This window comes from Occultella glacieicola (genome assembly GCF_004353825.1).
GTDB lineage: Bacteria > Actinomycetota > Actinomycetes > Actinomycetales > Beutenbergiaceae > Occultella > Occultella glacieicola.
On sequence record NZ_SMNA01000013.1, the window covers coordinates 1 to 20947 of the forward strand.

Sequence of the window (20947 nt, forward strand, 5' to 3'; positions counted from 1 at the left end):
ACGACGGCGGCCGGTCGCGTTCTGCGCGTGGCCGCGGTGGGCGCACCGCCGCCCCGGCGGGAACGCCCGACGGCGCCCGTTCCGGTGGCGGCTCGGCGACCGGTTCAGCCGGTGGCCCGCGGTCGACCGAGGGCGGGCGCTCCGGCGGGCGCTCCGAGGGTGGGCGCTCCGGCGCACGCGACGGGCGCGGCTCGGGCGGTGGCCGTTCCGGTGGCCGCGGCGGCGCGCGTTCCGGTGGTTCGACCCTGACCTATTCGACGTCCTCGGGCGGCACCGGCTCGGCCGGGGGTCAGACCCGCTCCGGCATGCAGGCCTCTTGGGCCACCGAACGGACCGTTGCCGGCTCCGGCTCCGGTGGCGGCGCGCCGCGTGGCCGTCGCGGCGGCCGCCGGTCCGGCCGCGCCGCGGGAGCACCCGGGGCCCGCTGACTGCCGAACCGAACGCCCTGCCACCCGCAACCCGGGTGGCAGGGCGTTCGGCTGTCCCAGCTCTGCCCAGCCCAGCCCGGCCGCGGGGTGCCGGGTGGGTGGGCCGTCCGCCCCTCGGTCGCGGTGCCGCGACAGCGCACGGCGCGCCTACGCTGAAGGGATCAGGTCCACCGCGCGGGCCGGCTCTCGGCAAGGGCGACCGGCGCGGGACGCGCCCCCCGATCCCGAGACGAGTGAGACGAACACCGTGGCCACCTCTGACTCCCGCGACCTCAGCTACCTGACCGACCCGGACCCGCACACCGGCCGGCTGCCCGCCCGGGCCCGCCTGGCCGGCGACGCCCCCGCCGTCGACCTCGACGGCGACTGGGCGTTCCGGTTGGCGAGCGACACGCTCGACCTGACCCCCGCCGTCGGCGCCGAGGACCTCGACGACTCCGGCTGGGACCGGATCACGGTGCCCGGCTCGTGGCAGTTCGTCGGGCTGCCGGGCGAGCCGACCTACTCCCCGCCCGCCTACACGAACGTGGTCTACCCGTTCCCGGTGGACCCGCCGCACGTGCCGGACGCGAACCCGACCGGGGAGTACCGGCGCACGTTCACGGTGCCCGCGCTCGCCGAGGGTGCCCGCGCGGTGCTGCGGTTCGAGGGCGTCGACTCGACGTTCGTGGTGTGGGTGAACGGCACCGAGGTGGGCACCAGCGCGGGCAGCCGGCTGGCCGCCGAGTTCGACGTGACCGGGCTGGTCCGCGAGGGCGAGAACACGGTCGCGGTCCGGGTGCACCAGTGGTCCGCGGCGAGCTACCTCGAGGACCAGGACATGTGGTGGCTGTCCGGGATCTACCGGTCGGTGCGCCTGCTGCTGCTGCCCGCCGGTGGCATCGAGGACGTGTTCGCCCACGCCGGCTACGACCACACCACCGGCACCGGGACGCTCGCCGTCGACGTGACCACACGTGACGGTGCGGCCGCCGTGCTCGACGTGCCGGAGCTCGGCCTGCACGGGGTGGATCCCGCCGGTCCGCACACGCTGGACGTCGAGCCGTGGAGCGCCGAGGTGCCGAGGCTGTACGACGCCGTCGTGCGCACGCCGACCGAGCAGGTCAGCCTGCGCCTGGGCTTCCGCACCGTGCGGGTCGCCGACGGGCTGATCACGGTCAACGGTGCGAACATCCTGTTCCGAGGCGTGAACCGGCACGAGTGGCACCCCGAGACCGGGCGGACCCTCGACGAGGCGACCATGCTCGAGGACGTGCTGCTCATGAAGCGGCACAACATCAACGCCGTGCGCACCTCGCACTACCCGCCCGATGCCCGGTTCCTGGACCTGTGCGACGAATACGGTCTGTGGGTCATCGACGAGTGCGACCTGGAGACGCACGGCTTCGGGCTCAACGGCTGGCGCGGCAACCCCAGCGACTCCCCGGACTTCGCCGAGGCGTTGCTGGCCCGGATGCAGCGCACCGTGGAACGGGACAAGAACCACGCCAGTGTCATCTCCTGGTCCCTCGGCAACGAGAGCGGGACCGGGGCGAACCTGGCCGCGATGGCCGCCTGGACGAAGGACCGGGACCCGAGCCGGTTCATCCACTACGAGGGCGACTGGGACAGCGCCCACGTGGACGTCTACTCCCGGATGTACGCCGACCACGCCGAGACCGAGGCGATCGGGCGTCGCGCCGAGGCCCCCACGACCGACCCGGCCGCCGACGCCCACCGGCGCACCCTGCCGTTCATCCAGTGCGAGTACGCGCACGCGATGGGCAACGGTCCCGGCGGACTCAGCGAGTACCAGGACCTGTTCCACACCTACGACCGGCTGCACGGCGGCTTCGTCTGGGAGTGGATCGACCACGGCATCACCCGCACCATAGATGACGGTCGCTCCTACTACGCCTACGGCGGCGACTTCGGTGAGGTGCTGCACGACGGGAACTTCGTCACCGACGGCCTCGTGTTCCCCGACCGCACGCCCTCGCCCGGGCTGCGCGAGTACAAGAAGGTGATCGCCCCGATCGAGATCGAGGCGGTCGACGGCGGCTCCCGGGCCCGGGTGCGGAACCGGTACGCGGTGCGCTCCACCGCGGGTCTGGTGGTGCGCTGGGACGTGGAGGTCGACGGCGAACCCGTCGCCTCCGGCGACGTGGACCTGCCGGTCATCGCGGCCGGGCAGGTCGGCGAGGTCGACCTGGCGCAGGCGGCGGCGGTCGCCCTGCCGGACGCGGTCGACGGCGAGGCCTGGCTCAGCCTGCGGGTGCGCCTCGGTGCCGACACGGCCTGGGCGGACGCGGGGCACGAGATCGCCTGGACCCAGCACCTGCTGCGCGAGCGCGCGCGGCCGCTGGTGCGCGCGGGCGGCGGGGCCGCCGACGGCGACCACGGCGGCGGTGGCCGGTCCGGCGCAGTACGGACCGACGCGGGCTACGCCGTCGGGCCGGCGCGGTTCGACGCCCGCGGAACCCTGACCGCACTCGGCGACCTGCCCGTGGCCGGTACCCGCCTGGACCTGTGGCGGGCGCCGACGGACAACGACTCCGGGTGGGATGACGTGGCGACGGCGTGGCGCAAGCTCGGGCTCGACCGCACCGAGCAGCGGACGGTGTCGGTGGATGTCGACGGGGATGCGCTGCGGGTCGTGACGCACACGATGGGGGCGGCCGTCGACGTCGGGATGCGCGCGGTCTGGACCTGGACACCCACCGCCGACGGCGTGCTGCTCGACGTCGCGACCGAGGCGATCGGCACCTGGACCACCACCGTGCCCCGGATCGGGGTGCGCCTCGGCCTGCCCGCGGCCCTGACCGACGTGACCTGGTTCGGGCTCGGACCAGGCGAGGCCTACGCCGACACCCGGCGGGCGCCGCACGTCGGCCGGTTCGACTCGACCGTGGCGGACCTGCAGACGCCGTACGTGTTCCCCCAGGAGAACGGGAACCGTGCGGACGTGCGCTGGGCCGAGCTGCGCGACGGTACCGGCCACGGCATCGGGCTGCGCGCCCCGGACCTGGTGGACCTGACCGTGCGGCCGTGGACGTCGGAGGACCTCGATGCGGCGAAGCACACCACGGACCTGGTGGCCGGCGAGACGACCTGGGTGAACCTGGACGCCGCCCAGACCGGGATCGGCACGAACTCCTGCGGCCCGGGCGTGCTCGCGCAGCACCGCCTGTACGCGGCGCCGGCACGGATCACGGTGGAGCTGCGCACGATCTGACCGGTCGGTTCCCGTCGCTGAGATCGCACCTGCCGTGCTGAACTCGTGCATGGGCAGGTGCGATCTCGACGCGGCGGGTGCGAACTCGGCGCCCCCGGCCCGGCTGCGTGGCCGCCTACGTGCCTCGGCCCCAGCGTGGTCTGGTTGAGGCGGTGCGCGCCGCGCTAGCGTGTGCGACCTCGGATCATTCCGTTCTGCGCGAACGCCGCGCTTCCGCGGAAGAGCTCCCGTGATCCTGCTGTTCGGCGGAAGGTGGGCTTTGACGTGAGCACGAACAGCACCGGCAGCACCAGCAGCCCGGAGGGCACGGACGGCCCGGAGAGCACCGACGGCACGGACCGACATGCGGACCGACCCGGGCGGCCCAGCGGCGACGGTCCGCAGAGCCGGACCCACCGCAAGCACCTGATCGGCCAGCTCCCCGGGCCGCTGCGCTCGTTCCTGGCCACCGAGGCGGGCGGCGCGACCCTGCTGCTCGTGGCAGCCGCGCTCGCGGTCATCTGGGCGAACTCGCCGTGGTCCGCCTCGTACGAGGCGATCTGGGACGCGGACGGCGTGATCGGGCTGGGTCCGTGGATGCTCGAGATGCACCTCGGGCACTGGGTCAACGACGGGCTGATGGTCGTGTTCTTCTTCGTCATCGGCCTTGAGGTGCGCCAGGAGCTCGCCACCGGTGAGCTCACCGACCGGCGCCGGGTCGTGGTCCCGATCCTGGCCGGTATCGGCGGCATGCTGATCCCGGCGGCGGCCTACCTCGCCCTCAACGCCGGCACCGAGGCGGCGCACGGGTGGGGGATCGTGATCGGCACGGACACCGCGTTCCTCCTCGGAGCGCTGGCCCTGGTCGGCCCCGCGGTCTCCACGCAGCTGCGGATCTTCCTGCTCACGCTCACGGTCGTGGACGACCTCGTGGCCGTCACCGTCATCGGCGTCGCCTACTCGGACGACCTGGACCTCGCCGCGCTCGCGCTCGCGGTGGTCTGCCTGCTCGGACTCGTGGTGCTGAGCCGGTACGGGGTGTGGCGGGCCTGGCCGTACGTGGTGGTGGTGGTCGTGCTGTGGCTGGCCACGCTCGCGTCCGGGGTGCACCCCTCGATCGCCGGCATGGCCGCCGGGCTCCTCGTGCCCGCCTACCTGCCGCGGCGCCAGGAGGTGGAGGGCGCGGCGCGGTTGTTCGCAGCCTTCCGGCAGTCGCCGCAGCCGGACTCGGGTCTCATCGTGCAGGCCGGGGTGGCCCGCTCCATCTCGGTCAACGAGCGGATGCAGACCATCCTGCACCCGTGGACGTCCTACCTGATCGTGCCGGTGTTCGCGCTCGCCAACGCGGGCGTGGACCTGCGCGGCGGCGTGCTCGCCGATGCGCTCGGTTCGCCGGTGACCTGGGGCGTGGTCGCCGGCCTCGTGCTGGGCAAGACGATCGGGATCAGCCTCGGCGCGTTCGCCGGGGTGCGGGCCCGCCTCGGCGCACTCCCGCAGGGCGTCGCGCCCGGGCACGTGGTGGGTGGCGCCGCCCTCTCCGGGATCGGGTTCACGGTGTCGCTGCTGATCGTGGACCTGGCGTTCGGGGACTCGGTGATCGCGGACGAGGCCAGGGTCGGGGTGCTGCTCGCTGCGGTCCTCGCGGTCGGGCTCGGCGCCCTGGTGTTCCGGCTGGCCGCCCGGTTCCGCGGCGAGACGAACGCGAGCCTGCCGACGGTGCTCTCCGAGCCGGTCGACCCCGGGCGCGACCACATCCGGGGCCCGGTGGACGCCCCGCTCACGCTCGTCGAGTACGGCGACTTCGAGTGCCCGTTCTGTGCCAAGGCCACCGGTGTGGCCCGGGAACTGCGCGAGCACTTCGGCGACGAGATGCGGTACGTGTTCCGGCACCTGCCGCTGCCGGACATCCACCCGCACGCCGAACTCGCCGCGGTTGCGTCCGAGGCCGCCGCCCACCAGGGCCGGTTCTGGGAGATGCACGACCTGCTGTTCCGGCGCCAGGACGAGCTCGAGGTGGAGGACCTGGTCGGGTACGCCGCGGACCTCGGCCTGGACGTGGAGGTCTTCATGCGCGGGGTCGACAAGGAGATGCTCAGACGCCGGGTGCGTGCCGACGTCGCCAGCGCCGAGGCCAGCGGCGCCCGGGGGACTCCCACGTTCTTCGTGGGGGAGCGGCGCCACATCGGCCCGCACGACACCGCCTCCCTGATCGCGGCCCTGGAGGCCTCCCGCGTGTCCGCCTGACCCGGCGCGCCGCGTGCGCTCCGGTGGTGGCAGACTCTGCCGGATGGTCACGGACGAGCGGGCGGGCGGGCACCAGCAGGCAGGCGGGCCCGGTCGAGCGCCGGTGCTCGGCGACCGGTCCTGGGTGGCCCTCTCGCTGCGCGGCCTCATCGTGGTCCTCGGGCTGGTGGCCGAGGTGTGGAACCTGGCCGAGCTGGGCGCCGGCGGCCTGGCGAACCACGTCGCCTACTTCACGGTCCAGACCAACCTGCTCGTCATCGTGGTGCTCGGCTGGGCGCTCCTGGTGCCGCCGCGGCGCCGGCCCACGTGGTTCGACCCGTTGCGTGGGGCCATGACCACCTACATCGTGCTCACCGGGGTCCTGTACAACTTGCTGCTTGCGGCGCCGGGCGAGCTGTTCTCCTGGGACGTGCACCCGTCGAACCTGCTCCAGCACCGGATCATCCCGATCCTGGTCGCCCTCGACTGGCTGCTGATCCCCGTGGCGCGGCGGCTGCGGCTGTCCCGGTTCTGGATCTGGCTCGGCTACCCGGTCGCCTACCTCGCGTTCACGCTGATCCGCGGCCCTCTGGTGGGCGACTGGTACCCGTACTTCTTCCTCGACCCGAACGAGTTCGGCGGGTACGGCGGGTTGCTGGTGCCGATCCTCGGCCTCGTGGTGGTGTTCGCCGTCGGGGCGTTCGTGGTGGGCGCGCTCGGGAACCTGCGGTACCGGACGACGGGTCAGCCGGTCAGCCAGTCCGGGGCGGACTCCTCGAGGTAGTCACCGATCAGGGCCAGGTTCTGGATCGCGGCGAGCCCGAACTGGGACGCGTCGTTCGTGGACACGAACGGGGCCTCGTCCACGGGCTCGAGCACGCCCGGGCCGTCGACCCGGGTCCGGGCCCAATGGCGCTCGCGGCACAGGGCGTTGACGTTGACCATGTCCCCGGAGTCCACAAAGAACCGACGCCACGCGAAGGCGGCCAGGTCCGCGTCGCCGTCGCGGCCGGCCGCATAGGCGCTCAGCCGGCTGTGCGCCTGGATCAGTGAGATCCCGGTCAGCGCCTGCCCGACCGCGGCCTCCTGGGTCGCCGCGTCCGCGAGGTAGAGCCGGCAGTACTGCAGCCACGCCTCCTCGAACCCGGGCACGTCCGCCAGGTCGATCAGCTCCGAGCACACCTCGACGAGCCCGAACACGGCACTCAGGTGCGAGACCCGGACCCGTTCGGGGGAGGTGTCGAACCGGCCGGTCGCCAGGTCCAGGCGCGCCTCCCCGGTGAGGAAGCCACGCCGGAGCGCCCCGATATCGGCCATCGTGCCGAGCACCTTGTCCCGGGCCACGGTGTCGGCATGCCGCTCCCACCGGGTCAGCCAGGTCGCGGCGAGCGCGCCCCAGTCCGTGCCGAGCCCCACCGAGAGCGCGGCCGGGTCGGGAGAGTAGACGTCGCCGCGGACCTTGCGGGTGGCGTCCACGTTCAGCAGGGCCCGCTCGGACGCCGCGAGCTCGTCGAGCAGGTCCCCGACCCGCTCATCGGCCGTCAGGTAGTAGTAGAACCGCCGGTAGCTGGGGTTGGAGATCCGCAGCTGCTTCGCGCTGCACCCCCAGTGCTGCACGTTGTGCCGGGTGCCCAGCCCGGCGAAGCGCCCCGCGTGGTAGACGTCCACCTCCCCGGTGTGCCGGGTCATCGCCTCCGCGAACCGGAACACGTCGGCCCTCCCGGACCGCAAGTAGGACAGCCAGAACCACAGGTCCGGGGACAACTCGGAGTTGTCCCACGCGTACCCGCCGACGTCGTAGCGCCAGGTGTGCCGGTCCGCGTCGTAGGTGTGCATCACGTCGCCGTAGTCCCAGAACCCGTACCAGCGGCGCTGCTCCACCTGGTCCAGGTAGAACGCGAGCAGGAAGTCGATCCGGTCCTCGATCGCGGCCCGGGCCGGAGTGGACCGGTCCACCGGGGCCCAGTCGCCGAACACACCGGCCGAATGCAGCCGGTCCGGGTCGGCCACCAGCAAGGGGGGTGTCGCCAGCGCTGCGGCGCGGGCCGCAAGAGCCGCCGACGACGGCGTCCCCGCCACCGCGGTCAGGTTGAGTTCGTGGGTGCGGGCGATGCCGTGGGCATCGCCGTAGCCGGGCTCGTAGTCCTCGTAGGTGATCTCGAGCGCGTCGAGCTGGTCGGCGTAGTCGGCCTGGCCGAGCCCGTCGTGGAAGAACCGCAGGTCCATGGCCCGCGACTCCGGCGACCACAGCCACACCGTGAGCTCGCCGGTGTCGGTGGTGGCGCCGCGCACGTCGAGCTGCGTCGGCGCGCCCTTCCAGAAGTCCCGGAGACCGAGCTCCAGTCCACCGGAGGTGTCCCCGAGGTAGGCGTACCCACCGGCCCGGGTGCCACCCCCGATACCGACCCAGCCTGCGCCGTCGGCCGTGCGTTTGCGGACGGTGTAGCCGTCCGGACTGCCCTGGTGCAGGGTCCAGTCGTTCCAGGTCGGCACCCAGTGCAGCCGGTCCGCCACGGCCGGCGCCCAGTCCCCGACCGGCGGGGTCGGCCGGCCGGCCACCTGCGCGGCCCGGACGTCTCCGCCGGGGTTGCGGCGGAGCCCGGTGATCCCGCGGACCGACTCGGTGAGGAAGCCGCCCGCGCTGCCGGCCACGCGCACGTGCCGGTCGTGCGGCTGCTCGCGCAGGGGCACCTCGAAGCGAACCCCGAGGCCGGCGAGGAAGTCGCGCTCGGCGTCGCCGTCCCAGACGAAGGAGTGCATCAACCTGAGGGTGGGTGAGCCGGCGTAGAGATACAGGCGGACGGTGAACGGCAACCACTCACGGGCGCCGCCGTCCTCGCGGTGGACGCCGTCGATGCGGAGCACCGCGCGCACCGGACCGGCCTGCTCCACGGTAGCCGCGCGCACCCGGGACGTGAACGGTGCCCGAGGCCGGGGGCCGTCATCGTCCGGGCCGTCCGCGAGCAGGCTGACGAGGCGGCCCGCGCGAGCGACCACCCGCCCGCCGGTCTCGATCTCGGAGACCAGATGCGCCCCCGTGCGCGGCACCCGGACCCGGATCACGCCGGTGTCCACGAGGACGTGGTCGTCGGTCTCGCGGACGTCGACGGCGGAACTCGGCTCGGGCGGCTGGGTGCCGGCCTCCAGCACGTAGGAGTCGGTGGGCGCCGTCGGCGCCGCGGCGTGGGCGGTCCACTTCACGGACCCGTCCGGCCAGGTCGCGGTCACCCAGGTCTGCACCGGTTCGGGGGTGCCACCGGCGGTGCGGAGCCCGATCGGGGTGTCCGGCGCGAGCGTGCCCCGAGCCCAGGGGACGCCCCAGGTCACGCCGGTCGCCGCGGCGGGGACGTCCTCCAACCAGTGCAGCGCGGTGCTCGGCCGGCCCGTGGGCTGGTTCGTGGGCGTGGTCGGGCCGGTCGCCGGCGACACGCTGGGGGCTTCGGTGGGCATGGGGCTCCTGGGTCGGGTGGTGCGGTCCAACGGGTTCACGCCGCGGCCAGGACGGGCGCCAGCGCGTCGGCGACGATCCGGGCCACGGCGGTGGCGCCGGTGACGTTGAAGTGGGTGTCGTCGGCGATGCCGTCCGGGTAGTTGGGGTGCTCGCCGGGGCCGAACCGGGTGAACAGGGACATCGACCCCTGCTCGCCGAGCGACTCGTACAGCTCGGTGGTGGCCGCGGTCAGGTCGATCAGCGGCACCCGCTGCGCCGCGGCCAGATCCCGGACGGCGTCCGGGTAGTCCCCGTGGGTGGCCGCGACCGCGCCGCCGGCGAACCGGCGCCGCTGCACGCTCGTGCAGAGCACCGGTGCGGCGCCGGCCTCGCGGACCTCGGTGAGCATCCGGGTCAGGTTGGCGGTGTAGCCGGCGCTCGCACCGAGGACCTCGGGCTGCTTCTGATCGTTGTGCCCGAACTGCAGCAGGACGACGTCACCGGCGGCAGCCTCCCAGAGCAGCGCGTCCCAGAGCCCGTCCGCGCGCAGCGACGCCGTGGTGGCGCCGCCCTTCGCGAAGTTGTGCACCACCACCCCGGGCGTGAACGTGGCCAGGTGCGCGCCCCAGCCTGACATCGGGGCCTCGTGCGGCGGGCACGCCGCCACCGTCGAGTCCCCGGCGAGCAGGATCCTCATCCCTTGACACTCCCGATCAGCATGCCCTTGGCGAAGTGCTTCTGCAGGAACGGGTAGGCGAGCAGGACCGGGATCGTGGCGACCATGACCACGGCGAACTTGATGCCCTGAGCCGGCGGCGGCAGTTCGTTGCCGAGATCCTCGGCGGTGAGGGAGGACGCCGCGGTGACCTGACGCAGGAACATCTGCAGGGTCCACTTCGAGGTGTCGTTGAGGTAGATCAGGGGCGACATGTAGTCGTTCCAGATTCCGACGGCGTAGAACAATGCGAACGTGGCTAGCACCGGCTTGGACAGCGGCATCACCACACTGCGCAGGATGCGCAGTTCGTTCGCGCCGTCGATCTTGGCCGACTCCTCGAGTTCCTTGGGCAGTTCCTGGAAGAAGTTCTTGATGATGATGAGGCTGAACGGGTTGATCGCCGCCGGCAGGATCAGGGCCCAGTAGGTGTCCAGCAGCCCGAGTTCCTTGACGATCAGGAACGTCGGGATCAGGCCCGCGGAGAACACCATGGTGAACACGACCAGGGACATGATGGTGCGCCGGCCGGGCAGGTCGATCTTGGACAGCGGGTACGCCATCAGCGCGGTCAGCGCGAGCTGGATGGCGGTGCCCACGCCGGTGACCGCGACCGTGGTGATGAACGCGCGCACGAACACGGTCGAGCCGAGGATCGAGGCGTAGGCGTCGGTGGTGAACTCGTTCGGCCACAGGAAGAAGGGCCGGGTGGTCAGCTCGTACTCGGTGGCGAACGAGCCGGCGAGCACGTACAGGAACGGCAGGATCGCGATCGCCCCGACACCGACCAGGACGACGACGTTGACGACGTCGAACGCCTTGCCGGCCGGGGTGTTGAACCGGTACTTGACCCTGGCCATCAGAAGATCCCCTGCTGGTTGAAGCGCTTGGCGAGCCAGTTCGTCCCGAAGATCAGGATCACGCCGACGATCGCCTTGGCCAGGCCGACGGCCGTGGCGTAGGAGTAGGAGCCCTGCTGGATCCCGACGAAGTAGACGTAGGTGTCGAACACGTCGGCGACGGTGCGGTTCAGGGCGTTGGACATGAGGTAGATCTGCTCGAACCCGGTGTTCAGGATCTGGCCGGTCTGCAGGATCAGCAGCACGATGATCGTGGATCGGATGGACGGCAGCGTGATGTGCCAGACCCGCTGCCAGCGCCCGGCGCCGTCGATGATCGCGGCCTCGTACTGCTCCTGGTCCACCCCGGCGAGGGCGGCCAGGAAGATGATGGTGCCCCACCCGGTGTTCTTCCAGACGTCCTGCAGCACGATCAGCGGGCGGAACCAGGCCGGATCGGCGAGGAAGTTCGTGTCGGTCCCCAGGACGTCGTTCAGCAGCGTCCACAACGGACCGTTGCCGACCGCGAACAACAGCCCGGTCAGGGAGACCACCACGGTCCAGGACAGGAAGTGCGGCACGTAGACGAGGGTCTGCACGGTCCGCTTGAGGATGTTCAGGCGCAGCTCGTTGAGCAGCAGGGCCATCACGATCGTCAGCGGGAACGCGATGAAGAGGCTCAACGCGGCCAGGATCAGCGTGTTGCGCAGCAGCCGCGGGAAGTCGGGGTTCGTGAAGAACGTCTCGAAGTGTTCCCAGCCCACCCACTGGCTGCCTTCGATCCCGAGGAACGGGATGTAGTCCCGGAACGCGATCTGGGCGCCGTACATCGGCCAGAACCGGAACAGCAGGAAGTAGATGATGCCCGGCAGCATCAGGAACAGCAGCCACCGGTAGCGAACGAGCGTCTCGCGGACGTTGCGGCGGTTCGGCGGCCGTGGCGTGATGTCCGCGCCGCCGCTGACAGCCTCCGCCTCGATGAGCGTGGCCATGGGAGCCTCCTCTCAGGGGTGGGGATGCGGGGGCCGGCCAACCGGCCCCCGCATCGTCGATCAGCCGAGTTCGCTGTAGAGCTCGTTCAGTTCGGCGATCACCTGGTCGCCGCCCTGGGAGTGCCAGCGGTCGATCACGTCCTGCAGCCCGGCCTCATCGATCTGACCCGCGATGAACTGGATCCGCGCATCGGAGATCAGCGTGTCGAGCTGGGTGCCGCTGGACTGGTAGGTCTCGGAGGCCAGCGAGGCCGCCGGGTTGAACACCGCGTTCTCGAGGTCCTCCGCCTGCAGGTCGAGTCGGAGCTGGGCCAGCTCCTCGTCGTACGGAGTCGCCGGCTGCGTCGCGTAGGCGTTGTAGCCGGCCACGTTCGTGCCGAGCTGGGCCCACGCACCGCTCACCTGGTCGGTGAAGTCCTGGCGGTCCTCGTTGTACACGGCGTACTCGCCCTCGACGGTGAAGTTGTCACCTTCGATGCCGTTGTTCAGGAGGATCTGCGCCTCGGTGCTGTTCATGTCGTTCAGGACCTGGAGCACCTGCTCGAGCTGTTCCTCGGTCTCCACCGAGGACCGCGGGATGGCCAGGAAGTTCGAGTAGCCGGAGGTGGGCATGGCGAACGTCCCGTGCGGGCCCTCGGGCTGCCCGACCAGGGCGACGTAGGACTCGGCGTTCTCGGGGTCCTGCTCCCGGAACAGCTCGACCAGCTGCGGTGCCCGGGACTGGACGTCGATGATGATGCCGCCCTGGCCGTTCAGGAACGGTTCGTTCCAGGTGGCCGGATCCATCGTGGCGTAGTCCGGGTTGGTGTACCCGTTCTGGACGAGGTCACGCTCGTACTCCACGGCTTCCATCCACGCGTCGGTGGTGAACGACGGGACCAGCTCCCCGCCGTCATCCAGCCAGACGTTCCCGGCGCCGTGCCAGAGCTCGAGCGCGTCGTACGGGCTGCCCGAGCCGATCGACCCGGGCCATGCGGGGTTGATGAAGCCGTAGGTGTCGTCCGCGCCGTTGCCGTCGGGGTCGTCCTCGGTGAACGCGCGGGCCACCTCGTAGAGCTCCTCGACCGTCTGGGGCTGCTCGAGGCCGAGGTTCGCGAGCCAGTCCGCGCGCAGGATGATGCAGTGCCGGATGACGTCACGGGACCGGTACACGCCGTAGACGTGGCCGTTCACGCTCGTCGCCTCCTGGACCTCCGGGTTCTCCGAGACGAGGTTCGGGTAGTCCCCGGAGTTGAGGTAGTCGGTGAGCTCCCAGAACCCGCCGGCCTCCGCGGTCTGCACGAACGCCGGGGTCTTGCCCATCACCATCACGTCCGGGATGTCGTCGCCGGCCAGGACCACGTTGGTGCGCTCGCCGTAGTCGGTGTTCGGCACCCACTGCACGGAGATGTCGACGCCGGTGAGCTCGGTCAGGGCCTGGTCGATCGGGTCGTCCTCCTCCGGCGGAACGGCCGCGAAGTAGGGCGACATGATGCTCAGGCTCGAGAGCGCGTCGCCCTCACCGCCGCCGTTCCCGTCGCCATCGCCTTCGTCACCCCCGCTCGAGCAGGCGGCGGTCAGCGCGAGGCCGGTCACGGTCAGGATCGCGAGCGGAGCTCGCAGTCGCTTCCTCGGTGTCATGGTCAGTGTTCCTTTCGTCATCGTTGGCGAGGTCAAACGGGGGTGGTGCGGGGCTGCGCCTCGACCTGGCGGTCATTGGCGGCGAAGAAGGACAAGCACAGCGCGGTGCACAGGTAGATCCAGACACCGACCGAGACGGTCGGCAGCAGGCCGGGCAACCAGGCGGTGACGGCGGCCACGAGGGCGGTCGTGGCGGCGAGCAGGAGCGGGACGCCGGGGAACCGGAGCGCGAACGCGAGCGCCAGGCGCAGGCAGTCCCGGGCGCGCAGGTCGTAGTGGGCGTCCATGGTGATGACGAGGACCTGATGGGTCAGGGTCAGACCCGCGGCGACGGTCAGGGCGACGACCAGCGCGGTACCACCGGGCTCACCCCAGAACGCCGAGAGGTTGAGCGCCAGGACCAGCAGGAGCAGCCAGCCCGGGGCCTGGAGCAGGTTCGCCCGGCGCAGTTGTCCGCGCCAGGCCGAGGCGAAGGTGCGCAGCAACGGCTGTGACTCGCCGCGGATCCGCGCCCGGCTGACCGCGACCGCGGCGGCGAGAGCCGGGGCGAACCCCAGCACCACACCGCCGGCGACGGTGAAGGCGAGGACCAGCACGTTGAGGACGGCCACGAAACCGACGGCGTCCGCCCACCCGTACCAGCGCTCGGTGCGCCCGGCGGCGACGGTCGTCGGTGCCTCCGGTGCCGTCGTCACGGTGCGTCCGTGGTCGCACGACCGGTGCCGAAGCGCCGTTCGTGAACGTTCACGAAGTTGAGTGTCATGGTTCTTTCCTCGATGAAGGGCTTGCGCTCGCCTGGCCTGGAGTCACGCGGGCACGTCGCCGGGTGGTAACCGGCTGGGTCGGGATGTCGGAGCTGGTGCAGTTGTGGCCGAGTGGGTCACCACCTCGGGGCCCATCCGGCCGGAGTGGACTGCGACTTCGCGAGCCACTCGGACGGGACTTCGTGAACGTTAGGGTTGAAAGCATTCAGTGTCAAGAGGGTTGGAAAGCGGTCTCCACGGTGATGTGCCTGGCGTGGGGCCGCGTTCCGGCCGGAGCGCGACGCCCGGGGGTTTAGGCTCGCGCTCACAACGCAGAGCGTGGGGAGTAGGAATCGCATGGTGGCGAATGGTCGTACGCGTCCAGGGATGAACGACGTGGCCAGGCTGGCGGGGGTGTCCCATCAGACGGTGTCCCGGGTCCTCAACGACCATCCGAACGTCCGTGAGAGCACCCGGGAACGCGTGCTTGCCGCCATTGCCGAACTCGGCTACCGCCGCAACAGCGCGGCGCGCGCGCTGGTGACCCATCGCTCCGGGATCCTCGGCATCATCACCAGCGGTTCGGTGCACTCCGGGCCGGCGAGCACGCTCGCGGTGCTCGAGCGGACGGCCCGGGCGGCGGGCTATTTCGTGACGGTGGCGGCGGCCCCGCACCCGACGCCGGAGCTCATGCAGGAGATCTTCGGCTCGTTCATGGACCAGTCCGTCGAGGGCGTGGTGGTCATCGCCCAGGGGGACGAGGTGGCCGGCGCCGCACGCGCAGCCTTCGCCGAGGTGCCGCTGTTGATGATCTCCTCGCTCACGCCGGAGCCGGGCGATCCGCCGCTGGTCTGCGTGGACCAGGAGGCCGGAGCGCGGCTGGTGGCCCGTTATCTGCTCGACCGGGGGCACACCGACGTCGTGCACCTGGCCGGCCCGCCGGACTGGTTCGACGCTCGGGCGCGGGTGCGCGGGTGGCATGCCGAACTGAGCGAGGCCGGCGTGGCGCCGCGCCCGGACCTCGCCGGCGACTGGAGCGCGGGCTCCGGGTACGAGGCCGCGCGCACGCTCCTGGCGGACCTGCCGACGGCGGTCTTCGCGGCGAACGACCAGATGGCCCTCGGGGTGCTGCGAGCGTTCGCTGAGGCCGGGGTCGCGGTCCCGGGCGGGGTCTCCGTGGTCGGCTTCGACGACATCGTCGGTGCGGACAACTTCTTCCCGCCGCTGACCACGGTCCGGCAGGACTTCGAGGCGCTCGGCCGACGTGCGATCGATGCCCTGGTTGCGGCCATGGGTGGCGCGGCCGTGCCACGCGAGCTCGTCGAGCCCGTGCTGGTCGAGCGAGCCAGCTCCGGCCCGCCCCGTCCTTAGCAGGCAGGCGACCCTCTCGACGGTGAGAGTGCTGAAGTGGCGACCACTTCAGCACTCTCGGGGGTGGCGGGCGAGGTCGGAAGGTGCGGGCGGGCGTCGCGCCGGCGGTGAGGGTGCTGAAGTGGCGACCACTTCCGCACTCTCGCGGCGGCGACCTGGCCGGAGAATGCGGGAGGTGGTTGGCAAGTCGCCATGTGAGCGTTAACATGCTAGGAGCGACACTACGAAGGAGTACGACTGCGATGAGTGAGCACCCCAACGCCCTCGTGATCGGGGTGGACTACGGGACGCTGTCCGGGCGGGCGGTGGTGGTCCGGGTGGCCGACGGCGCCGAACTGGGCAGTGCCGAGTATGCCTACCCGCACGCCGTGATGGACCGCGCCCTGACCGCCTCGAACGATCAGCCGCTCCCGCCGGACTGGGCTCTGCAGGTGCCCGCGGACTACGTCGACGTGCTCAGGAACGCCGTGCCGGAGGCGCTGCGGGCCGCAGGCGCGGACCCGGCCGACGTGATCGGGATCGGCACGGACTTCACCGCCTGCACGATGATCCCGACCCTCGCCGACGGCACCCCGCTGAACGAGGTCGCGCAGTTCGCCGACCGCCCGCACGCGTACGTCAAGCTGTGGAAGCACCACGCCGCCCAGCCGCACGCGGACCGGATCAACGACCTGGCCCGCCAGCGCGGTGAGGCCTGGCTGCCCCGGTACGGCGGCCTGATCTCCTCCGAGTGGCAGTTCGCGAAGGCGCTGCAGGTGCTCGAGGAGGACCGCGAGATCTACGACGCGATGGAGCACTGGGTCGAGGCCGCGGACTGGATCGTCTGGCAGCTCGGGGGCACCTACGTCAGGGACACCACCACCGTCGGCTACAAGGGCATCTACCAGGACGGCGCCCACCCCGGCGCCGACTTCCTCGGGGCGCTCAACCCGGATTTCGCGACCTTCGTCACCGACAAGCTGGATGCGCCGATCGCCCCGCTCGGCGCCCGCGCCGGGCGGCTCACGGCCCAGGCGGCCCAATGGACCGGGCTGCCCGAGGGCATCGCCGTGGCCGTCGGGAACGTCGACGCACACGTCACCCTCCCGGCCGCGAACGCCGTGGACCCGGGCCAGATGGTGCTCATCATGGGTACGTCGACGTGTCACGTCGTCAACGACGAGAACCTCCACGAGGTGCCCGGCATGTGCGGCGTCGTCGACGGCGGCGTGGTCACCGGTCTGTACGGGTACGAGGCCGGGCAGAGCGGCGTCGGCGACATCTTCGCCTGGTTCGTCTCCACCGGGGTGCCGCAGGCCTACGTGGAAGAGGCCGAGGCGGCCGGGCAGTCCATCCATGCCTACCTCACCGAGCTGGCGTCCCGACAGCCGATCGGGGCCCACGGCCTGGTGGCCCTGGACTGGCACTCCGGGAACCGGTCGGTGCTCGTGGACCACGAGCTCTCCGGTCTCACCCTCGGGCAGACCCTCGCGACCCGTCCGGAGGACATCTACCGTGCCCTCTTGGAGTCGACGGCGTTCGGCACCAAGAAGATCGTCGACACCTTCGCCGACTCGGGGGTTCCGGTCACCGAGTTGGTCGTGGCCGGTGGTCTGCTCAAGAACCGCTTCCTCATGCAGATGTACGCCGACGTCACCGGTCTGCCGCTGAGCACGATCGTCTCCGAGCAGGGACCGGCGCTCGGGTCGGCGATCCACGCCGCCGTGGCCGCCGGCGCCTACCCGGACGTGCGCGCGGCGGCGGCCGTCATGGGCGGCCGGGTGGCCGGCGCCTACACGCCGGACCCGGAGGCGACGGCAGGCTACGCCGAGCTGTACGCCGAGTACACCGCGCTGCACGACTACTTCGGCCGCGGCGGCAACGACGTGATGCGTCGGCTCAAGAAGATCCGCCGTCGGGTCTCGGCCGCCGCCGAGGGTGGTGCCGGGACCGTCGCTCCCGACCTCGAGCCGCAGGGAGATCTCGTATGACCGGGTCGACCGACGGCACGGAACCGATCGTGCTGGCGGACCTGCCCGACCAGGTGCGCGCCGCCGTCGAGCAGGCACGGGAGCGGGTCGCGGCGCTGCACGCCGAGCTGACCCGCTACGAACTCGTGGTCTGGACCGCGGGCAACGTGTCCGAGCGGGTGGCCGGGGCGGATCTGTTCGTGATCAAGCCGTCCGGTGTCTCCTACGACGACCTGACGCCGGAGTCGATGGTGGTGTGCACCTTGGAAGGCGTGAAGATCGAGGACGGCACCCCGGCGCATCTGAAGCCGTCCTCGGACACCGCCGCGCACGCCTACGTCTACCGGCACATGGGCGAGGTCGGCGGTGTGGTCCACACCCACTCCACCTACGCGACCGCGTGGGCCGCGCGCGGCGAGCCGGTGCCGTGCGTGCTCACGATGATGGCCGACGAGTTCGGCGGCGAGATCCCGATCGGTCCGTTCGCGCTGATCGGCGACGACTCGATCGGCCGCGGCATCGTCGAGACGCTCCGGTCCTCCCGATCTCCCGCCGTACTGATGCGCAGCCACGGGCCGTTCACGATCGGCGCGGACGCCCGCGCCGCGGTGAAGGCCGCCGTGATGTGCGAGGAGGTCGCCCGCACCGTGCACATCGCCCGCCAGCTCGGCGACCCGCTGCCCATCGCGCAGACCGACATCGACTCGTTGTACGACCGCTACCAGAACGTCTACGGACAGGGCCCCGCGCCCGAGGAGGATCCCGCGTGAGCAACCACTTGACCGACCCGTTCGAGGGCAAGGAGATCTGGTTCCTGACCGGGAGTCAGGACCTGTACGGCGAGGAGACTCTGGCCCAGGTCGCCGAGCAGTCGCAGCAGGTGGCGGCGTTGCTCGAGGAGTCGGGCGCGGTCCCGGCCCGGATCGTCTGGAAGCCCGTCCTGAAGGACTCGGCGGCGATTCGCCGGGCCGCGCTGGACGCGAACGCCGACGACGCCTGCATCGGCGTGATCACCTGGATGCACACGTTCTCACCGGCGAAGATGTGGATCACGGGGCTGGACGCGCTGCGGACCCCGTTGTTGCACCTGCACACCCAGGCCGGCGTCGAGCTGCCCTGGGCGGACATCGACATGGACTTCATGAACCTGAACCAGGCCGCCCACGGCGACCGCGAGTTCGGCTACATGGCGGCCCGGCTGGGCGTCTCCCGCAAGGTCGTGGTCGGGCACGCGTCCGACGGCGTCGTCCGCGCCCAGGTGGGCGCGTGGGCTCGGGCGGCGGCCGGGTGGGCCGCCCTGACGGGCATGAAGCTGGCCCGGTTCGGCGACAACATGCGCGGCGTCGGGGTCACCGAGGGCGACAAGACCGAGGCGGAGCTGCGCTTCGGCGTCTCCGTGAACACCTGGGGCGTGAACGACCTCGTGGCCCGGGTGGACGCGGTGGCGGACGCGGCCGTGGACGCGCTCGTGGCCGAGTACGTCGAGACCTACGACGTGGTGCCCGAGCTGCTGCCCGGGGGTGACCGGCACGAGTCGCTGCGGTACGGCGCCCGCCAGGAGCTGGGCCTGAGGTCCTTCCTCGAAGAGGGTGGATTCGCCGCGTTCACCACGAACTTCGAGGATCTCGGTGGGCTCCGTCAGCTCCCCGGACTGGCCGTGCAGCGCCTGATGGCGGCCGGCTACGGCTTCGGCGCCGAGGGCGACTGGAAGACGGCGATCCTGGTGCGGCTGGCGAAGGTGATGGGCCACGGGCTGCCCGGCGGTGCGTCGCTGATGGAGGACTACACCTACGAACTCACGCCCGGCAAGCAGAAGATCCTCGGCGCGCACATGCTCGAGGTCTGCCCGTCGCTGACCACGTCGAAGCCCCGCCTGGAGATCCACCCGCTCGGGATCGGCGACCGCGAGGACCCGGTGCGCCTGGTCTTCGACGCCGACCTCGGCGAGGGCCTGGTGGTGGCGCTCTCGGACATGCGCGAGCGGTTCCGGCTCGTGGCCAACGAGGTGGACATCGTCGGCCCCGACGCGGAGCTGCCGAACCTGCCGGTGGCGCGCGCGGTCTGGGTGCCGCGCCCCGACTTCGTCACATCCGCGCGGTCCTGGCTCACCGCGGGAGGTGCGCACCACACGGTGCTCACGACCGCCGTCGGGCTCGAGGTCTTCGAGGACTTCGCCGAGATCGCCCGGACCGAGCTCGCGGTGATCGACGCGCAGACGACGGTGCGCGGCTTCGCCCGGGAGTTGCGTTGGAACGCCGCGTACTTCCGGCTCGCCCAGTCGTTGTAGGGCAGACTGGGCCGGGGCACCCGACCGCCTCTGATAGCGTTAACAACACCGAGATTCCGCGCACGAGGACGTGATCCCCGAGCGCGTCGCGAAGGAGAAGAGCAAGGATGCGTCTGGCCAGGCTCCATGGGGTGGGTGACCTCCGGATCGAGGAGGCGGGGGTGCCCGAGGTCCAGCCCGGGCACACGCTGGTCCGGGTCACCGACGTCGGCCTGTGCGGGTCGGACCTGCACTGGTTCGCCGAGGGGGGCATCGGCGACGCCCAGCTCACCCGGCCGATCGTGCCGGGCCACGAGTTCGCCGGGGTCGGCGCCTCCGGGGACCTCGACGGCGTCCGGGTGGCGGTGGACCCCGCGATCCCGTGCATGAACTGCGCGATGTGCCACGAGGGGCACCCCAACCTGTGCCCGACGGTCGGCTTCGCCGGCCACGGGAGGATCGACGGCGGCCTCGCCGAGTTCATCTCCTGGCCCACGAACCGGCTGTTCCCGCTCCCGGAGTCCTTCACCGGCGCCGACGGGGCCGTCCTCGAGCCGCTCGGGGTCGCCCTGCACGCGTGGGACCTCGCGCACGTGCCGCTCGCGGCGAACGTGGTGATTGTCGGCGCCGGCCCGATCGGTCTGCTGCTCGTGCAGCTCGCGCGCTCGGCCGGCGCGGACCGGGTCGCGGTCGTGGAGCCGCGTGAGCACCGCCGGGACGCGGCGCTGCGCTACGGCGCCGACGAGGTCTTCGCACCCGACGAGGTGCGCGAGGCCGGAGCCTGGCAGGGCTGGGGTGCGGGCGGGCTCGGCGCGGACGTCACCTTCGAGATCGCCGGGAACGACGACGCGATCGCGATCGCGATGACGTCGGCCCGCCCGGGTGCCCGGGTGGTCCTCGGCGGCATCCCGGACGACGACTCCTCGTCCTTCCGGGCCGGCACCGCCCGCCGCAAGGGCCTGACCCTGGTCATGGTGCGGCGCATGAAGGAGATGTACCCGCGCGCCATCCGGCTCGTCGAACGCGGCCTGGTGGACGTGCGCTCGCTGGTCACCGAGCGGGCCCCGCTGGCCGACGCGCCCGGGGCCTTCGCCCGGGCCACCGAACGCACCGGCCTGAAGGTCGTCATCGGGCTCGACTGAGTCGGGCCCAACCTGCCCAACCGGCTCAACCTGCCC

General features: G+C 71.7%; 14 protein-coding genes and 1 pseudogene. 9 read left to right on the forward strand and 6 right to left on the reverse strand.

The genetic code is table 11. The features are described 5' to 3' along the window. From EXU48_RS24840 to EXU48_RS20750, 4 genes and pseudogenes are all read left to right on the forward strand, one after another. Positions 1-428, forward strand: a pseudogene (locus EXU48_RS24840) (hypothetical protein); the annotation flags it as partial. Between the two features lie 247 nt (positions 429-675). After that, positions 676-3642, forward strand: a complete 2967-nt coding sequence (locus EXU48_RS20740; protein WP_133109605.1) for a glycoside hydrolase family 2 TIM barrel-domain containing protein — start codon at positions 676-678, stop codon at positions 3640-3642. A gap of 264 nt (positions 3643-3906) precedes the next feature. Then, positions 3907-5865: a Na+/H+ antiporter NhaA gene (nhaA, locus tag EXU48_RS20745; protein ID WP_235857173.1), complete on the forward strand. Its 1959-nt coding sequence runs from the start codon at positions 3907-3909 to the stop codon at positions 5863-5865. Between the two features lie 43 nt (positions 5866-5908). Further along, on the forward strand, positions 5909-6628 hold the full coding sequence (locus EXU48_RS20750; RefSeq protein WP_133109606.1) for a Pr6Pr family membrane protein: 720 nt from the start codon (positions 5909-5911) through the stop codon (positions 6626-6628). Here the strand turns inward: EXU48_RS20750 and EXU48_RS20755 are convergent. From EXU48_RS20755 to EXU48_RS20780, 6 genes are read right to left on the reverse strand one after another with little or no spacing between them, the layout of a single operon-like run. Next, entirely contained in the window at positions 6589-9294 is a 2706-nt protein-coding gene (locus EXU48_RS20755; protein ID WP_235857174.1) for an exo-rhamnogalacturonan lyase family protein, read from the reverse strand. The genes EXU48_RS20750 and EXU48_RS20755 overlap by 40 nt on opposite strands. A gap of 35 nt (positions 9295-9329) precedes the next feature. Continuing rightward, positions 9330-9971 carry a rhamnogalacturonan acetylesterase gene (locus tag EXU48_RS20760; protein WP_133109607.1) on the reverse strand — a complete coding sequence of 214 codons (642 nt, stop codon included), beginning with the start codon at positions 9969-9971 and terminating at the stop codon, positions 9330-9332. Next, positions 9968-10849 (reverse strand): carbohydrate ABC transporter permease, encoded by an 882-nt coding sequence (locus tag EXU48_RS20765; protein ID WP_133109608.1) that lies wholly within the window; start codon positions 10847-10849, stop codon positions 9968-9970. The genes EXU48_RS20760 and EXU48_RS20765 overlap by 4 nt, the downstream gene beginning before the upstream one ends. Beyond that, complete coding sequence (locus tag EXU48_RS20770) at positions 10849-11820, reverse strand: ABC transporter permease (RefSeq protein ID WP_133109609.1); 972 nt, start codon at positions 11818-11820, stop codon at positions 10849-10851. Before EXU48_RS20770 ends, EXU48_RS20765 begins: the two co-directional genes overlap by 1 nt. A 60-nt stretch (positions 11821-11880) precedes the next feature. Next, positions 11881-13440 carry an extracellular solute-binding protein gene (locus EXU48_RS20775; RefSeq protein WP_133109610.1) on the reverse strand — a complete coding sequence of 520 codons (1560 nt, stop codon included), beginning with the start codon at positions 13438-13440 and terminating at the stop codon, positions 11881-11883. A 32-nt stretch (positions 13441-13472) separates the two neighbouring features. Further along, the gene (locus EXU48_RS20780; protein WP_133109611.1) at positions 13473-14135 is read right to left on the reverse strand and encodes a DUF624 domain-containing protein; all 663 of its coding nucleotides are present in this window, start codon (positions 14133-14135) and stop codon (positions 13473-13475) included. 435 nt (positions 14136-14570) lie between these two features. Here EXU48_RS20780 and EXU48_RS20785 point away from each other — a divergent pair, with 435 nt between their 5' ends. From EXU48_RS20785 to EXU48_RS20805, 5 genes are all read left to right on the forward strand, one after another. Then, positions 14571-15554 carry a LacI family DNA-binding transcriptional regulator gene (locus tag EXU48_RS20785; protein ID WP_133109612.1) on the forward strand — a complete coding sequence of 328 codons (984 nt, stop codon included), beginning with the start codon at positions 14571-14573 and terminating at the stop codon, positions 15552-15554. Positions 15555-15796: 242 nt separating this feature from the next. Further along, a complete protein-coding gene (gene araB / locus EXU48_RS20790; protein ID WP_133109613.1) occupies positions 15797-17524 on the forward strand; it encodes a ribulokinase in 1728 nt (575 codons plus the stop codon). Then, the gene (locus EXU48_RS20795) at positions 17521-18273 is read left to right on the forward strand and encodes an L-ribulose-5-phosphate 4-epimerase (RefSeq protein WP_133109614.1); all 753 of its coding nucleotides are present in this window, start codon (positions 17521-17523) and stop codon (positions 18271-18273) included. The genes araB and EXU48_RS20795 overlap by 4 nt, the downstream gene beginning before the upstream one ends. An 8-nt stretch (positions 18274-18281) precedes the next feature. Next, complete coding sequence (gene araA, locus EXU48_RS20800; RefSeq protein ID WP_133109721.1) at positions 18282-19790, forward strand: L-arabinose isomerase; 1509 nt, start codon at positions 18282-18284, stop codon at positions 19788-19790. Between the two features lie 131 nt (positions 19791-19921). Further along, the gene (locus EXU48_RS20805) at positions 19922-20911 is read left to right on the forward strand and encodes a zinc-dependent alcohol dehydrogenase (protein ID WP_235857176.1); all 990 of its coding nucleotides are present in this window, start codon (positions 19922-19924) and stop codon (positions 20909-20911) included. Positions 20912-20947: the final 36 nt, after the last annotated feature.

Excerpts from the sequence above, each read along its gene's own strand:
- EXU48_RS20760 (WP_133109607.1), bottom strand. The coding sequence starts at position 9,971 with ATGAGGATCCTGCTCGCCGGGGACTCGACGGTGGCGGCGTGCCCGCCG.
- EXU48_RS20755 (WP_235857174.1), bottom strand. The coding sequence starts at position 9,294 with ATGCCCACCGAAGCCCCCAGCGTGTCGCCGGCGACCGGCCCGACCACG.
- EXU48_RS20765 (WP_133109608.1), bottom strand. The coding sequence starts at position 10,849 with ATGGCCAGGGTCAAGTACCGGTTCAACACCCCGGCCGGCAAGGCGTTC.
- EXU48_RS20770 (WP_133109609.1), bottom strand. The coding sequence starts at position 11,820 with ATGGCCACGCTCATCGAGGCGGAGGCTGTCAGCGGCGGCGCGGACATC.
- EXU48_RS20795 (WP_133109614.1), top strand. The coding sequence starts at position 17,521 with ATGACCGGGTCGACCGACGGCACGGAACCGATCGTGCTGGCGGACCTG.
- araB (WP_133109613.1), top strand. The coding sequence starts at position 15,797 with ATGAGTGAGCACCCCAACGCCCTCGTGATCGGGGTGGACTACGGGACG.
- EXU48_RS20775 (WP_133109610.1), bottom strand. The coding sequence starts at position 13,440 with ATGACACCGAGGAAGCGACTGCGAGCTCCGCTCGCGATCCTGACCGTG.
- EXU48_RS20750 (WP_133109606.1), top strand. The coding sequence starts at position 5,909 with ATGGTCACGGACGAGCGGGCGGGCGGGCACCAGCAGGCAGGCGGGCCC.
- EXU48_RS20785 (WP_133109612.1), top strand. The coding sequence starts at position 14,571 with ATGAACGACGTGGCCAGGCTGGCGGGGGTGTCCCATCAGACGGTGTCC.